Raw genomic sequence first — 16,785 nt, forward strand, 5'->3', positions numbered from 1 at the left:
AGAACACACGAGTTGGGTTCCCAGGGATGAAATTTGGGGAATTTAAGCTGCATAAAGAATTTTTCATGCCCCCGATATGGGCTTGCAAACTTACTGAGAAGCAAAACTTCACCCAAATACTCAAATACGAAATTGTTTATTCTGCCTCCTGAGTTCTAAGTACTTTTCCGGTTATTTCAATAACCGTAGAAACCAAGTTGATCAACATAAGGATATAAACCCCAAGGATTTAGGTATGGTCTTACAGGATTTTGAGCAAAGCGAGCAAACATTCAATTCCGCATCGCAGAATGGCAATGGCAAAATAGTTGGGTTAAATCCACACCAAGCCTTGGAATTAGTGAGTGCCATCAAAGCAGACCTTGAACAGGTGGGACCGATCAAACCAGAAGCTCACCAGAAAGTTCTCCATTTGGAAAAGTGGGTTCAAGAATTACAAACACAGTTTAAGGCGAATCTGGCTGTCGCTTGCGAACAAAACTTCAAGCACGAGCGGCAAAAGTTATTCACCATCGTCAGTCGGATGCGCCAAGCAGCAAATATTGACGCTGTGTTGAGAAGCACAGTAACTGAGGTTCGTAAGGTTTTACAAGTGGATCGGGCGCTGATCTTCCGTTTCCAATCAGAAAACCAGGGCACGGTGCTGGCAGAGTCGATGATGGCTGGTTATACTCCCAGTCTGGGGGAGTCCTTGAGTGCGATCGCCCTTTGGGCGGCTCCCTCTGGGAGCATCGCCCTTTGGGCTGATTCCTCTGTTAGCATCGCCAATGGCTATGAAAATCAACTAAACTACCAGCAACAGCAAGTATTAGCCTTAGATGATATCCACGAAACAGCTCTGAGTCCCTACCAACTGCAACTGCTCACACAGTTTCAGGTCAAAGCTAGCTTGAGTCTGCCAATTCTGATAGAGAGGACGGACACTTCTCTCAACCGAGGTTCGCACTCCTGTGTGTCCTCGCAAGTGTGGGGCTTGCTCGTGGTTCATCAATGCTCTGGTTCCCGCCAATGGCAAGAAGCTGAAATTAGCCTGCTTTCCCAGATTGTCACCGAACTCACTGTACTCTTACAGCCAGCAGAATTTCGCGCCCAACAGCAAAAACAGGCGCTGACCGAAAAAGTCATAGCCAAAGCGATAGAGAAAATTCGCCAGTCCTTGAACCTGGAGACAATCTTCAAGACAACGGCTAAAGAAGTCCGACAACTCCTCAACGCTGACCGGGTAGGGGTGTTTCGCTTTGATCCAGAATCCGGCTTTGATGATGGCGAATTTGTATCTGAAGATGTGACCTCAGGCTATAGTTCAGCGCTGGCTGCAAAAGTTCACGACCACTGCTTTGGCGAACAATATGCCGCGCACTACGCCAAAGGACAAATTCAGGCGGTTGCTGATATCTACAATGCAAACTTGAGCGATTGCCATATCGAGGTTCTGTCGCAGTTTCAAGTCCGGGCAAACTTGATTGTGCCGCTTCTTAAAGGAAGTGAACTGTGGGGATTGTTATGCATTCATCAATGCAGTAGCTCACGTCAATGGCAGCAGGATGAAATTGACTTTGCCAAGCAAATTGCAGCGCAGTTTAGCGTGGCGCTACAGCAAGCGGAGTACCTAGAGCAGCTACGGGAGCAATCCTTTGAGATCAGCAAAGTTGCAGAACGGGAGCGAGCGTTGGCGATGGTCTTCGACAAAATTCGGGCTTCCTTAGACATCAACACTATTTTCAAGACGACAATTCATGAAGTCCGAAATCTGTTAAAAGCAGAACGTGTGGTTATCTACCGCTTCGAGCCAGACTGGAGTGGGGAATTTGTTGCCGAATCAGTATCCAGTGGATGGACATCTTTGATGCGGGAGCAATTAGACAATCCGCTCCTGCAAGACAATGTCAGCGAGTGCAGTGTGAAAATTCTGGGTGGGACAAAAACTAGTGTTGCAGATACCTATTTGCAACAAACACAAGGAGGACAGTTTTCCACTGAAGCAAAGGTTAGGGTTGTCAGCGATATTTACCAAGCAGGGTTTTCGCCTTGTTACATTAACATTTTGGAGCGGTATCAAGCTAGAGCCTATGTCATTGCTCCGATTATTAAAGGAGAAAAGCTTTGGGGTCTGTTAGCAGCATATCAAAACTCCAGCCCGCGTCACTGGGAAGAGGGTGAAATCAGGGTTCTGACTCAAATTAGCAATCAACTGGGGATAGCCATACAACAAGCCGAGTACCTGAAACAATTACAGGAGCAATCCATTCAGGTAGCTAAAGCTGCAGACCGAGAACGAGCAGCAGCCAAAGTTATCAACAAGATTCGCCAGACTTCAGACATTGACACCATTTTCAAGACAACGACCCAAGAAGTCAGGAAACTTCTGGACGTAGAGCGAGTAACGATTTATAAATTTCGTCCGGATTATTTCGGCGACTTTATCGTAGAGTCGGAGTTTGGGGGATTGCCTAAATTAGTCGGCAGTGGTTGGGAAGACCCCTATTTGAACGAACACCAGGGCGGCAGATTCCGCAACAATGAACTTTATGTCGTGCATGATATCTACAACGCTAATCTGACTGATTGTCATGTAGAAGCCTTAGAGGAGTTTGGAGTCAAATCCTGCGTAGTGGTTTCTATATTCCAAGGGCAGAAGCTGTGGGGTTTGTTGTCGGCGTTTCAACACAGCGGACCACGGCACTGGGAAGACGGTGAAGTCAAGGTATTAGCTCAAATTGGCTCTCAACTAGGAGTCGCTTTGCAGCAGGCGGAGTATATTGAGGAACTCCGTGTGCAGTCACAACGATTAGCCAAGTCCGTCGAACAGGGAACAATTTATAGCAAATTGGTGTATAGAGTCGGGTTAGCTCTGATTCAGGAAAATTTTTCACTTGATAATGTGCTAAAAATGGCTGTAACGGAATTACGCAGACAGTTGAAAACTGACCGGGTAGGTATCTACCGCTTTGATCCTGACTGGAGTGGTGAATTTTTGGTCGAGGATTTTGGTAGCGATTGGGTCAAAGTTGCAGGAACTGAGCTAGGTCGAGCCGAAGATACCTATCTTCAGGAAACCAGGGGCGGTCGGTATCGCCGCAAAGAAACTCTCAGCGTAGACGATCTCCGAGCTTCTGGGCACCAGGAATGCCACATCGAAATGCTAGAACAATGGGGAACGAAGGCTTACATGATTGCGCCTATCTTTAAGGGCGAGCAACTTTGGGGTCTATTAGGAGCTTATCAAAATGATGCACCGCGTCACTGGGAGCAGATAGATGTCAACTTACTAGCTCAGGTAGGCGTGCAAATTGGTCTTGCTTTACAACAAGCAGAATACTTGGAGAAACTGAAAACTCAGGCACAGCAATTGACAGAAGCAAGCGCCAGGGAAAGAGCAGCAAAAGAGCAACTTCAACAAGAGGTTATGCAGTTGCTGTCGGCGGTGCAACCGGCACTGCAAGGTAACCTGACAGTCCGAGCTCCCGTGACAGAAGGAGAAGTTGGCACGATCGCCGACGCCTACAATATCACCCTGCAAAGTTTACGAAAAATCGTCATGCAGGTGCAGACAGCTTCAAGGAAACTCGCCCAAACCTCTCAAGCAAGCGAATCTTCTGTCGTTGGTTTATCCACCCAAGCACAGCAGCAGTTTCAGTCGCTAACTCATGCTTTGGAGCAAATCCAAACGATGGTCAATTCCACGAAAGCCGTAACAACAAACGCTCAACAGGTGGAACTGGCAGTTCAACAGGCAAATCAAACCATCCAGCAAGGAGATGCGGCAATGAACCGCACTGTGGACGGCATTCTTGACATCCGAGAGACAGTGGCGGAAACCAGTAAGCGCCTCAAGCGCTTCTCGGAATCTTCTCAAAAGGTTTCCAAGGTCGTGAATTTGATTAGCAACTTTACGACTCAGACTCAACTGCTGGCGCTGAACGCAGCGATTGAAGCGACCAGAGCCGGACAGTACGGACGCGGTTTTGCCGTTGTCGCTGATGAAGTACGTTCTTTAGCGCGTCAGTCTGCTGAAGCCGCTACTGAGATAGAACTGCTGGTTCAGGAAATCCAAAAGGGCACAGCAGAGGTTTCCGTAGCAATGGAAAATGCCATTCAGCAAGTTGCAACAGGAACAACACAGGCACACGAAGCTCGTCACAATCTGAACGACATCGTTGCAGCCACAACCCAAATTAGCCAACTCGTGGTGGGTATTACCCAAGCAACACAGGTACAGAGTCAGCAGATTGAATCAGTAACACAAACCATGACAGAGGTCGCAGCTATTGCTAACCAGACCAAAGAGGGTTCAATTGAAATTTCCACATCCTTTGAGGAACTTTTAACAATGGCTCAAAATCTCCAGGCTAGTGCTGACCAGTTCAAGGTTGATTGATTAATAGTTATTAGTCATTTGTCTTTTGTCTAAGTGCTAAGGGATTTCCAAGTAAAAAAAATTCCAATTTGTAGTGACGTAGGAAATAATGGTGGGTTACCTCAGATCTTGCACCCAACAAGAGCCAGAGGCTCTAATATCTCGTTACCAGGTTGAACCTGGTAACGAGGGTTTGGAGGCTTCGCCGACTCACTGTTGCAACTCTTGCAAAATCTCAGTTACGGCGCACTTTAGTGATCATGTAAAATCTCAAGTGTCGTGCGTCTAACCCACCCTACATAATAGATAATTTATTTTTTGGTACTCCCTAATAACTCATGACTAATGACTAATGACTAATGACAAATATGTACAGACGCTTTCATGAGAGCGCGTCTCTACAATGACTAATAACTAATAACTAATAACTAATAACTAATAACTAATAACTTATGACTAACGACCCAACCATTTACGAGCAAAGCTACCGCTACTTTCTCCAAGAAGCGCCGGAACTGCTGCAAGTTATAGAACAAGAACTGTTTAGCCTTCGAGAAAACTTCAGTATCAACAAAGTTTATACGTTGATGCGTGCGACTCACACGCTTAAAGGAGCAGCAGCCAGCATCGGTTTGGAAACGATTAATACCGTGGCTCACACGTTGGAAGATATTTTTAGAGCTATCTGCAAACCGGACTTGTTGATTGACCAAGAAATTGAAGCTCTACTCTTCAAGGCTTATGAGTGTTTATGCTTACCCTTAATGACTGAACTGACAGGAGGTTTGGTCAATGATACTGAGGTTCTCAACCAAAGTGCTGCTATTTTTGCCGAACTGCAAGAGAAGTTAGGAGACTGTTTTAGTCACGAAGATCACATTCCCAGTTCCGAAGAATTGGGCTTTGACTTGACGCAGTCTATCTTTGAAGTCGGAGTCACCCAAGGATTAGACCAGCTCGCTACTGCTATAGCCACTGGTGATCCCGAACAGATTGCCACTACGCTTAGGACTAAGGCAGAGGTTTTCCTTGGTTTAGCTGAATCTTTGAATTTACCAGGGTTCAAAGCTATAGCTCAGGCGGTACTTGCTGGCTTGGACAACTATCCTGAGCAAGCCTTAGTTATTGCCCGCGTTGCTCTGGCAAACTTTGAAGAAGCACGAACAGCCGTGCTAAATGGCGACAGAAGTCAAGGGGGTCAACCATCCTTAGCATTACAACAACTGGGGGGGCTACTCCACAATTCACCCCAAGATTGCCAAGATGCACCCATTCATGCTCAAAAGTCGGTCACTCAAACTACACTTGACACTGAATTACATAGTGAGGAATCAGCCCCGAATGATCAAATGACCAATGAACCAGATCTGCCCTCATCTCCCCATCTTTTCATCCCCGCACCTGCTCCGCCTGCCATCTCCTCCTCAACTCGTACCGTACGGGTTAATGTTGAGCATTTAGAACAACTGAATTACTTGATCGGAGAATTGCTAACAAACCAAAATCGCCAATTTCTCCAGAACGAACAACTGTCGGCTAGCGTTCGAGTACTCCTCACAAAACTGATTCAGCATCAGCAGTTACTGAATCAGTTACAGGATTTATCTGATTGCGCGGATCGCAGTGCCGTAAGTTCTACGGACGTACCCTCTCGGCGCGTAGCGTCTTTATCAGGAGAAGGTAATGGCGCAGAGCGATCGCGAAGCGATGGGCAAAGCCCCGCCTTTCCTGCGGAACGCGAAGCGTACCTTCACCCGGTGGGAGCTTACGCTAAGGCGCAGCCTGTCGGCAGGACTTACGGCGATCGCCACTTCAGCGTCCCAGAACAACAGTGGTTGATTCGCAATTGGCAGGATAATGGACGTTTCGATTCTCTAGAACTAACGACTAGTTACAGCAAGTACGATAACCTCGTTCAGTCGCTTCTAGAAGACGCCGTGCAATTAGGAGAAGCTACCGACGCCATTGAAATGTTTGCTCGGCAATCTCAGGAGACTTTGGAAAAACAACGTCGGTTGTTGACAAATACCCGTGATTCTCTGATGGAAGCCCGGATGTTGCCCTTGGGAGATCTGTTTGAACGCTTTCCCCGTATCTTACGCCAGCTAGAAGTAATACACAAAAAGCAGGTAACTCTTAATTTCCGTGGAAGTGACGCCTTAGTTGACAAAGCAGTGGTTGAAAAACTGTATGATCCCCTGCTGCATCTGCTTCGCAATGCTTTTGACCACGGAATTGAATTGCCCACAAGTCGCCAAAAACGGGGCAAGCCAGAGAAAGGTGAGATTGAAATTTGTGCTTACCATCAGGGCAGGTACTTGGTGATTGAAGTTCGCGATGATGGTCATGGATTAGATTTTGAAAAGATTCGTGCCAAGGCGGTAGAATCTCAACTTGTCTCGTCAGAACAAGCTCGCAGTCTCAATGAAGCCCAGCTAACGCAGTTGATTTTTGAACCTGGCTTTTCTACAGCTTCTAGTGTTAATGACCTCTCCGGGCGAGGAATTGGTCTTGATGTGGTTCGCACTCATTTGCAAGCAATCCGAGGTTCAGTTGCGGTTTATTCTCAACCGAATCAGGGCACAATGTTCAGACTGCAAATTCCCTTGGGTTTAACGATCGCCAACTTACTGCTGTGTGAAGCAGGCAACCAAACCTACGCCTTGTTTGTCAATTCTATCGAGGAAATTCTTATTCCTACAGCACAGCAGATTCGCTCCTGGGAAGGAGGCAAAGTCCTCCAGTGGGGTAAGGGCGCTGCTATGAAACTTATTCCCATCTACCAACTTACGAAAGCCCTAAATTATTCCTCATCCGTCACTCAACCCTCACTGTTTAAGACTAAGCATTCCCGTTCTAAAGAACAGGGGATGCCCGTTATTCTGATTCGTTGTCAGGATAAACTTTTCGGTCTAGAAGTAGATCAGCTCATTGGTGACCAAGAATTGGTTATCCGTCCCTTAGGGGCTATGATTGCACCACCTCGCTACATCTACGGCAGCTGTATTCTTGCTGATGGTCGCCTGACATTGGTACTCGATGGATCAACATTGATGGAATCTTTGTCTGAACAGCAAACCGATCATCGTACCAATAGCAATTTAGCTAGTTCAACACCCGTCATGCTCACTTACTCGATAGAGCAGCCGCGATTATTATCCTCAGCTCGTGCTGCGTTACCAGAATCACCAAATTCAGACTATGAGGAAAGACCAAAGATAACTATTCTCTTAGTGGATGATTCAATTACAGTACGCCAAACTCTGGCTTTAACCTTACAGAAGGCTGGCTACCAGGTTCTTCAAGCAAAAGATGGTTACGAAGCGATTGAACAACTTCGATACCATACAAACATCCAGTTGGTATTTTGCGATATCGAGATGCCACGTATGAATGGGTTTGAGTTTCTGAAAAATCGTCAGCGAGACCGTGCTTTGGCTGATATTCCTGTAGTAATGGTGACTTCGCGAAGTAGTGAGAAGCACCGCCTACTTGCTTCCCAGTTGGGGGCAAACGCTTATATTACCAAACCTTATTTAGAGCATATGCTGTTGCAGACACTGGCAGATATCTTGGAAAAAAATACTGAAGTTGTTGCTAGGAGAGAGTAATGGACGACGAGTCACAGATAGGCAAGTTTATTGTTTTTAAAATTGCAGATTATCTCCTAGCGCTCCCGATTAGCGATGTGCTGAAGGTGGTGAATTTTTCACCTGCAAACAGTAAAAAGCTAACAACAATGGGGCTAGTTCAGATAGGCAAGTACATGATTAAGGTTTTGGACTTGCATGAACAGTTAGGCTCAGATGGTTTACATCACTCGGTGGATAATCCATCTTTTATGGTGGTTACACACGATTCCCAAGGGGAACTCTATGCAATTTCGGTAGATGAACCGCCCGATATCGTGGAATTACCACTCTTAACTATTCGTTCACTACCAAAATTTAGCAGTCATAGCAAACCTATGATGCAGATGGTCAGCCATGTCGCTGTCCTATCCCAAAAAGAGGATATAAAAACAATATTTCTGCTCGATTTAAAGTGTATTGCAAACCCTGTTTAACTAATACTCAAGTACTAAAAAAAAGAAAAATTTCTATAATTTTGGTAGGGATATAAAGGTAGACATTGGTGTCAACTTAAGCTAAAATCCTTCTAAAATCTCGTTTCCAGGTGGAACCTAGAAATGCCCTTGAAGCGGCTAGTAACGCTCTTAAGGGAGGCAGAGCCTCCTAAGGCTGCATTCCCAGCCTCAGGCTGGGAACGAGGCAAACTTTTTCTTGTGGGATGGGCTTCTAGCCCGTCCTATTAACTGGGCGGGCGGGACGCCCAACGCCAGTCGCCTGCGGAGGGAAACCCTCCTGCAGCGCTGGCTCCCCCACAAGATGGATAATTTATTTCTTGGAAATCCCTTATTTATCTGTGTCCATCTGTGGTTTCATTTTCATCCAATTGTCTTTTGCAACCAGCCTACTATCTATTAGCTAACGCCTCCCAAGTTTGATTACCCACGACTCCTGGAGGGTCATTTACAAAATCACGGGAGTTTTGGAAGTCTTTGACAGCATTTTCTGTGTTCGTACCAAAAATGCCGTCAACTGCAACTGAGTAGCCATGAAAATTGTCTAAAAGCAGTTGCAAAATCTTGACAGCCTCACCCTGATTGCCTTTACTCAACCTAGGAATATTCACAGAACCTACAGCTTGTCCTGACATAAGTTTTAACTCCTCTGAAAGAAAAAGGTTATCGCGTCAAAATCTCCATTCTAGTTTTAATAGGTGTTCGCAAAATTTAGTTATGCAGTGTAATTAAAATTTAGATAATGACCGCATCACTCTACAACCTTACTGCAAAACCCCCTTGACAATTTTTAGTTATTATTTATACCTTTCATGGCATGGGCGTAAGAAAGGGCTGTCTTTCTGGTAATCTTGAATGTGTATGAGGGCGATCGCCTGGTAATATCAACCTACAAATTGACTACATTTGGACATAAGTGTAAACGAGAACAAAAAAGCGCCAGACTACAGTATCTGAAAGAAGATGGCATCCTTTATATAAATATGTCTTTGACACTCCCCGGCGTAAACGCACGGGGATTCTACACTCTACGTCGCAACTTGCTCTAACAGGGTTTCCCCAATTAGCGTAGCGGTTCCGACTCTTGTAGCGTTACTTCGGGATTGCCCATCCCTAGCTTGTTTGCCAAGATTGAGAATATTTATAGCTGCGTTCACGTCTCTTTGCAACTCACATCCACAGTTACATTTATGTGTACGAGTTGAAAGAGACTTTTTCACAATTGCACCGCAATCACTACATTTTTGAGATGTCATTCGAGGATTGACGGCTACTACGGTGGTACTGAACTTGCCAGCAAAATATTCTAACCAACGACGAAATAGAGTCCAAGCTACATCATTAATAGACTTGGCAAGACAATGATTTTTTACCATGCCTTTCACATTCAAGGCTTCATAGGCGACTAAGGCGTTAGCCTTGCACAAGTTACGCGCGATTCTCTTCGCGTGTTCATTCCTCTGCCTATTTACTCTTAAATGCTTCCGAGCATATCTAGCCCGCGCTATCCGTCGTTGGTTCTTCCCTTTTTCTTTCTTGTAAATCTGACGTTGAGCGTGTTTAATCGCTTTCTCAGCTTTACGAAGAAACCTAGGATTTTCTTCATGGTGACCGTTGGAATCAGAATAGAAATATTCAAGACCTACATCTAAGCCGATTTCACCGTTACCCGTTCTCTGTTCAGATTTAACCTCAATATCAACTGCAAACTGACAGTAATATCCGTCAGCTTTACGAACTAATCGAACTCGTTTAATAGACTTGACAGGATAGGTGTGAATGTCCCACTTTCCTAACAGTTTGACTTCCCCAACACCTTTTTTATCAGTAAAGGTAATACGTCGTTTTGTCGGGTGCAATGACCATCCTGAAGTCTTGTATTCAACTGAGCGGTTATCTTTCTGAAAACGTGGAAAGCCTTTTTTGCCTGGTTTCTTAGACTTGCAATTGTCGTAGAACCTAGCAATAGACAACCATGCTCTTTCAGTTGCAGACTGACAAGCCATTGAGTTCAATTCTTTAACAAATTCAAATTCTTTACGCAGTGCCGTCGAATAGTTGTTCAAAGCAATCTTGTCTACTTTTTGCTCTTTCGGTGCGTCCATCCAATATCTAATGGCTTTGTTTCGGATGAACTGAGTAGTTTTGATAGCTTCGTCAATAGCTTGATACTGTTGTCTCTTACCCTTCACCTTGTACTCTAAAACTAGCACTGCGCCCTTCACCTCCTTGTTTTTCTTAACTGAATTTATGATAACATTAATGTGTCGCTATTGTGTCACATTAATGGCAAAAAAAGAATTACATATTAGGATTACAGAGCGTAGGATGAACAAATTACGCTTATATGCTGCTCAAAAAGACAAGACTATTACTCAAATAGTTGAGGACTTACTTGATACCCTCCCCGAACCACAAAAAGAGAACATCACGGTAGGCTAAAGCCTACGTAGGCGGCTTTCATCCCTTGTCTAAAGCACGGATGTGACATCCTGAGTCAGTCACATCCGGGCTGGGTTTTCAGCCTGCCATCCTTATAAAGTAATTTCAATCATTAAGATTTCTTAGTTTAGAAGCAAAAACAGATTAGTAAGCTGGTAGTAAAATACTGACATATATGTCAAGGACTGAGGCAATTGCATTTGTTTTGTAGGTTTTGTAAACCAAGCTTGGCACGAAATTCCTTGTCGTATTCTGCAAGTTGCCAATACTTGGCAGATTTAACTTGTTTAGGAATCAAGTTTTTAGCACCACTGAGATTGGCACCACTGAGATTGGCACCACTGAGATTGGCATCGATAAGGTAGGCAACACGAAGGTCGGCACTGCTGAGGTTGGCACCACTGAGATTGGCACCACTGAGATTGGCATCGATAAGGTAGGCAACACGAAGGTCGGCACTGCTGAGGTTGGCACCACTGAGGTTGGCACGCCAAAGGTAGGCACTGCTGAGGTTGGCAAGACCGAGGTCGGCACTGCTGAGGTTGGCTTGGAAGAGTTTGGCATTCCTAAGGTAGGCACTGCTGAGGTTGGCACCACTGAGGTTGGCACGCCAAAGGTCGGCATGTATCAGGTTGGCAAGACGGAGGTCGGCACTGCTGAGGTTGGCTTGGAAGAGTTTGGCATTCCTAAGGTCGGCACTGCTGAGGTTGGCATCCCTGAGGTCGGCATCCCTGAGGTCGGCATTGCTGAGGTTGGCATTGCTGAGGTCGGCACTGCTGAGGTTGGCTTGGAAGAGTTTGGCAAGGAAGAGTTTGGCATTGCTGAGGTCGGCATCCCTGAGGTCGGCATCCCTGAGGTCGGCATTCCTGAGGTTGGCACGCCTAAGGTCGGCAACCCTAAGGTCGGCACGTATGAGGTTGGCTTGGAAGAGTTTGGCATTGCTGAGGTTGGCATTGCTGAGGTTGGCATTGCTAAGGTTGGCATTGCTGAGGTCGGCACTGTTGAGGTTGGCACGACTGAGGTTGGTATTTCTAAGGTCAGCATCGCTGAGGTTGGCACTTTTAAAGTCGGCACCAATGAGGTTGGCGTTTCTAAGGTCAGCATGGTCAAGCCGAATATTACTTAGTGGGACACCAGCTTTAACCAGTTCTTGAAGCGCTTGGATTCTTTCTGAACTTTTTATTTGTCCCCTAGCAGCCTCAACAGTATCCCAATGTCGCTTTATTCTTATGTGTTTCTCAACAACAACTCCCAGGTATACTACTAAAGCGGTGAGGGGAATAAAACTAAAACTAATTACCTTGAGGCGATTATTCCGTTTGTACCGGATACTTTCCTGAATAAAATCACAAGCCAAATCCGATAGCCCTATATTTGCGGTCTGTTCCTTCTGAAACGCTATAGCTTCATTCAACTGTTTACTCTGAAGCAAATAATCCCTCGACTTGCCCTTATCTCGCCACTCAACTGCTGCTGCTTCAATTTTGCGTTTCTGTCGCAGCATATCCCGACTATCTTCGACCGATTGGCGTAAGAGTGACCAGTGACGAATCAGCGCTTCATGTGCAACATCCACCACTGCTACTGGTTCTAGACGCGACTCTAACCCTTTCGTAATCAACGTGCTAGTAACAATTAGCTTCTCATCCGCTAACTTTTGAATGACTCTATTAATCAGTGCTTCTGAATACTGCTCTGTGGCTAAATCTCGTTGCAAAACTTGTCTGCGCGTATCTTCTGTACCCTCCCCTAACTGTGTCAGTTCCAAAAAAATCCGCTTTGCTGCCTGTTGTTCCTCTGGTGATAACGACTCATAAACCTCAGTAGCACGTTTTTGCAACGTTCCCCTTACTCTACCAATGCGGGTATATGCGGTAAGTGTTAACTTCTCTTCAGTTCGCAGCTTCCACAATTCCGTTAGTGTATATTGCAACAAAGGCAAGCTTCCTGGTGAATTTTCTACATCGGCAATCATCTCATCAACCAGTTCCGGCTCTAGTTCCAAACCAACCTTGGACGCGGGTTCGGTAATAGCTTGCCTTAACTCCTCCCGACTCATTGGTGTTACTGTTACTAAATTTCCCTGAATCTTTTTAGCAAGTCCGGCATACTCCTGCTCTGCACACTTGCCAAAGAAATCTGCCCGCATCGCCAAAACCAAGCACAATTTATCGCCAGTTTTTTCTAATGCCGTAAGCAAGCATTTAAAAAACTGCTGCCGTTGTTCGGTGTCTTTGCATAGAGTAAAAACTTCCTCAAACTGGTCTATCACCACGACTACACGCGAAGTATCAGCTACATCTCTCAATTGCCTTAACCCATCCGCTCCCTTTGCAATCAATTCTTCTGCCTTAGAAAGTTGCGTTGCACGGTCAATATCTGACAAGCCCTGCTCTACAAATGCTAGTGCTAAACTTTGCAGAGGATGTTCACCTGGTCGAAAAATCCTGATTTGCCAACTGTTGCTACCAGATAACCGCTGTCCTAACTTCAATTGATAAAGCAATCCTGCTCGGAGAACACTAGATTTACCACTACCTGATGCGCCCAAGATGGCAAGGAAATTACTAGTGCGTACTTTTTCTAATAACTGGTCGGTTAGCGCCTTCCTTCCACAGAAATATTTGGCGTCTTCCTCCGTAAAGTCAAAATTGGATAAACCCTTATAAGGACAGATGGCTTCTCCTGAAGCAACAGCAGAGCTTGAGCTTGTTACAGATGAGTCCCAGGTGCGTGTAAGATTAATTGCACCACCAAAATTAGTAAATGTCAGTTTTTGAGGAAAGCGGTTTTTTTGGTCGTTAAGAATATTTATTAAAGTGTAGTTGGTTACCCATTTCTCTTGTTTAGGTTCCAGTCCTTTGATTAAGGCGGCTGTCAAAACACTATACTGATTACCAATTTCCTCGTATGCCTTCTCATATTCTCGTGAAGCAGCAATAAAGCATCTATCTCGTCCTTCGCCTCTATTTCCTGGATCTGCTTCAGCAAAATTTAGCACTTGCCCGCTATAGCAGCAATCCAAAATAAGAATCTGCTGACGTACTGGACTTTCCTGTAATAATTCACGCAGCCATTTCAAGCGAACACCCCAGTTCCCCAAATCAGGATTGACATCACTGGTAGCCAAATATCCTTCTTCAATACCTATTATTTCTCGCAGTCCATGTCCTGAAAAATATAGTAATGCTGTATCTGGAGGCTTACCCTCTGGTTTAAACAGTTGGACTATCGCCTTTTGTAGTTGAGCTTTAGTAACGTCGGTTTTCTCTCCAACCTTAATGGTGTTGTTTTCTTTATCCGTAACCTCAGGTAGTCGTTTTACTTTAAAATCCCCGTACTGTTCCAGTAGTTGTGCTATTGCCTCTGCGTCCTTTGCAGGTGCTTTCAGAGTCATCCGTTTATTAATGTAACTATTAATTCCAACTACCAAAGCATCCCGACTCATCGCAGAAACCTATGTGAGTATTATGCTCAATTATTACCTATTTAATACAAAATATATCCGAGTTTATCCGGATAAAATAAAAAAATATAGGAAATACTTAAATAGATTTATGTAACCAATTCACTCCATGACTCAACTCACACCCATCCAATTAGAAGACGGTACTGTTATTTACATCGAAGCAAACGACAACGTGGAAGCTCCACCAATTAGCGGTGAAACTCACGAAGAGGAAGAGGAAGAAGCTCTTACCGATAAGGGATGGGATACTGACGCTGTAAGAAAGCAAATATTACAGAATTTTCAGTCCGTTGAAGGAACTATCCGAGCTTACACTACTTATACGTTGAAAGCTTTCAAGAATGTTGCCATTGCCAATATCGATAAAGTTAACCTAGAGTTTGGTATAAAAATTGGTGGTGAAGCTGGTATCCCTTACATCACTAAAGGTACTGCTGAAAGCAACCTCAAAATTACAGTAGAATGTTCGTTTCCTAACAAAACTGAAAAAGTTAATCAGTAAAATTATTCAGTTGCGATGCGGTAGGGATGCGAGTTTAGGCATTAGAGCTTCATCCTTCTACCGCAAAACATAATATTTCTGTCGCTTAGCACTAGTGATTTGTCGCATTAATTCTGGTGGGTTGTAGAGACGTTGCATCCGAGCGTTCGTACAGGGTTTTGATAATACACAAACCAATCAAAACTAATGCGATACACCACTAGTGGTTCATGTCATTAATAGTGAGGGTTTGTAGAGACGTTGCATGCAACGTCTCTACGGAATTTCTGCAATTTAACAACGTGTCAAAACTAATGACACAGACCACTAATGCTTGCAGGAACCTGATTCATGCTTGTGTTCATGTTTGTGTCCATGCTTGTGGGAACAGCTTTGCAAATCCTGACTCATGAGATTTTCGCTGATTTCCTTCAGCGACTCGTCCACAGGCTGTAAACCAATCCACGCATCAATCAATTGCACATCGAAACCCACCTCGCGGCGATCGCCCACTTCAATCAAAGGACGGCGAATTAATAGCGGATCTCGAAGCATCTGCAACAGGGCGGTGTCAGCATCTATTTGTTCAGGAACTATCTCACCGGATTGTACCCGTCGGGCGGTGCGATTAAACCATTCGACGACAGGGCGATCGCCAAAAAATGAGCGCAAACGTTCAATAGTCCAAGGTTCAGTAAGCAAATTGTAAGCTACCACCTCATGACCTGCGGCTGTTAGCAGAGTTTTTTGCTTAGTACCACCTTTACAGCCAGGTTTTTCATAGAAAATTACTCTTGCCATTGAAGTTTCTCCTAATTAATGAGTTGTAGAGACGCGGCATGACGCGTCTGTACATTTCTTAGTTGTAGAGACGCGCCATGGCGCGTCTGTACATTTATTAAGAAATACCGCTAACTACTAACTACTACCCACTACCCATTTCCTCTAGTTAAAAATTCCTAGCCAAATGGGTAATGGTGTCAAACTCAAAACGCTCTTGCATACGAGTTTCACCATAAATATTAAAAGTCACAGTTGGTTGATCACCGACTGCTTCCACGCTATGAATTGCATTCGGAGCCAAGCTAATAACATCCCCTGGAAATAAGGTTAACTCTCCCGTCCGTTCAATTTTGTCCTTAAATTCTGAATTGGGTGTACGCTGCCAAAATGTATTTTTCTCCTCTCCTTTTAACACGGCGATAACACCCCAAGTTCCGTGGTTGTGAATTGTCGATGGAGTTCCAGGTGCAAATGTTACAGTTTGCACGGTAAATGGAAAACCTAACTCATCATAAAGGAGAACAACTGAAATTCCTGTTTTAGAACAAGGCTCTAAATACCGACTTTGTACCCAGTAAGAGTTAATAATCAATCGCCTGACTAGCATCCGAATTTCTGGAAGATGGCTGCTTTCATCTTCAGCATCCTTAAGAACATCTTCCACTTCAGTCAGAAATCGATAGAAGCGATAATTATCTCTTAGTAAATCCCATGCTCTCACAGATTTACAAACTTGATACTGTCCGTCTTCAGTAACAAGCCAATCCCTTCCTTTCATAAGCTTTCAACCATAAAATCAATGATAAATTGAATCGAGAATTCATTCTTCTTCACTTGGTCGTGTTAGAATGTCATATAAAAATCCTGCCCCGAACTGATTTTTATCATCAATTTCTTTCACTTGAGCACTGATTTTTTTAGCTTTGTCTATTTCTCCCAGCTTTGCCAATACCAATCCAGAAGCTGCATAAGCATTTAGATAAAGTCTGATTTTTGGCTCGTCTTTGCGACTCATCGATATTGGTTTAAGTTGCTCCAATTATCTGGAAGTAGCTCTGATAATTTAATTATATCTATAACTTTAACTGCTGTTTGCAAAGCCATTAAATAATTATTTTTATAGAAAAAATATCTATAAGCTGCTACCAAAACGTCTGTCGAATCTTCAG

Annotated in this window: 9 protein-coding genes and 1 pseudogene; 4 read left to right on the top strand and 6 right to left on the bottom strand. The window is 44.5% G+C overall.

Going from position 1 to position 16,785, the window contains the following annotated elements:
- Positions 1 to 235 precede the first annotated feature (235 nt).
- The 3 genes from V5G28_RS00065 to V5G28_RS00075 all read left to right on the top strand — a co-directional run bounded on the left by V5G28_RS00065 (position 236) and on the right by V5G28_RS00075 (position 8,423).
- Complete coding sequence (locus V5G28_RS00065) at positions 236 to 4,378, top strand: GAF domain-containing protein (RefSeq protein ID WP_332987799.1); 4,143 nt, start codon at positions 236 to 238, stop codon at positions 4,376 to 4,378.
- Between the two features lie 431 nt (positions 4,379 to 4,809).
- On the top strand, positions 4,810 to 7,968 hold the full coding sequence (locus V5G28_RS00070) for a hybrid sensor histidine kinase/response regulator (RefSeq protein ID WP_332987800.1): 3,159 nt from the start codon (positions 4,810 to 4,812) through the stop codon (positions 7,966 to 7,968).
- Complete coding sequence (locus V5G28_RS00075; protein WP_332987801.1) at positions 7,968 to 8,423, top strand: chemotaxis protein CheW; 456 nt, start codon at positions 7,968 to 7,970, stop codon at positions 8,421 to 8,423. Before V5G28_RS00070 ends, V5G28_RS00075 begins: the two co-directional genes overlap by 1 nt.
- A gap of 410 nt (positions 8,424 to 8,833) precedes the next feature.
- On the opposite strand, the gene V5G28_RS00080 is transcribed toward V5G28_RS00075, so the two are convergent.
- The 3 genes from V5G28_RS00080 to V5G28_RS00090 all read right to left on the bottom strand — a co-directional run bounded on the left by V5G28_RS00080 (position 8,834) and on the right by V5G28_RS00090 (position 14,331).
- A complete protein-coding gene (locus tag V5G28_RS00080) occupies positions 8,834 to 9,076 on the bottom strand; it encodes a peptidoglycan-binding domain-containing protein (protein WP_332987802.1) in 243 nt (80 codons plus the stop codon).
- Positions 9,077 to 9,469: 393 nt separating this feature from the next.
- Positions 9,470 to 10,654: an RNA-guided endonuclease InsQ/TnpB family protein gene (locus V5G28_RS00085; RefSeq protein ID WP_332987803.1), complete on the bottom strand. Its 1,185-nt coding sequence runs from the start codon at positions 10,652 to 10,654 to the stop codon at positions 9,470 to 9,472.
- Positions 10,655 to 11,061: 407 nt separating this feature from the next.
- Complete coding sequence (locus tag V5G28_RS00090; RefSeq protein ID WP_332987804.1) at positions 11,062 to 14,331, bottom strand: nSTAND1 domain-containing NTPase; 3,270 nt, start codon at positions 14,329 to 14,331, stop codon at positions 11,062 to 11,064.
- 127 nt (positions 14,332 to 14,458) lie between these two features.
- On the opposite strand from V5G28_RS00090, the gene V5G28_RS00095 reads away from it, so the two are divergent.
- Entirely contained in the window at positions 14,459 to 14,854 is a 396-nt protein-coding gene (locus V5G28_RS00095; protein ID WP_332987805.1) for a CU044_2847 family protein, read from the top strand.
- Positions 14,855 to 15,160: 306 nt separating this feature from the next.
- Here the strand turns inward: V5G28_RS00095 and V5G28_RS00100 are convergent, their stop codons facing one another.
- The 3 genes and pseudogenes from V5G28_RS00100 to V5G28_RS00110 form a co-directional block, all read right to left on the bottom strand.
- The gene (locus tag V5G28_RS00100; RefSeq protein ID WP_096561902.1) at positions 15,161 to 15,634 is read right to left on the bottom strand and encodes an ArsC/Spx/MgsR family protein; all 474 of its coding nucleotides are present in this window, start codon (positions 15,632 to 15,634) and stop codon (positions 15,161 to 15,163) included.
- Positions 15,635 to 15,782: 148 nt separating this feature from the next.
- The gene (locus tag V5G28_RS00105) at positions 15,783 to 16,394 is read right to left on the bottom strand and encodes a cupin (protein WP_096561903.1); all 612 of its coding nucleotides are present in this window, start codon (positions 16,392 to 16,394) and stop codon (positions 15,783 to 15,785) included.
- A gap of 42 nt (positions 16,395 to 16,436) precedes the next feature.
- Positions 16,437 to 16,785: pseudogene (locus tag V5G28_RS00110) on the bottom strand (hypothetical protein); the annotation flags it as partial.

It is taken from the genome of Scytonema sp. PRP1 (genome assembly GCF_036697665.2).
GTDB classification, from domain to species: Bacteria; Cyanobacteriota; Cyanobacteriia; order Cyanobacteriales; family Nostocaceae; genus Kalymmatonema; species Kalymmatonema gypsitolerans.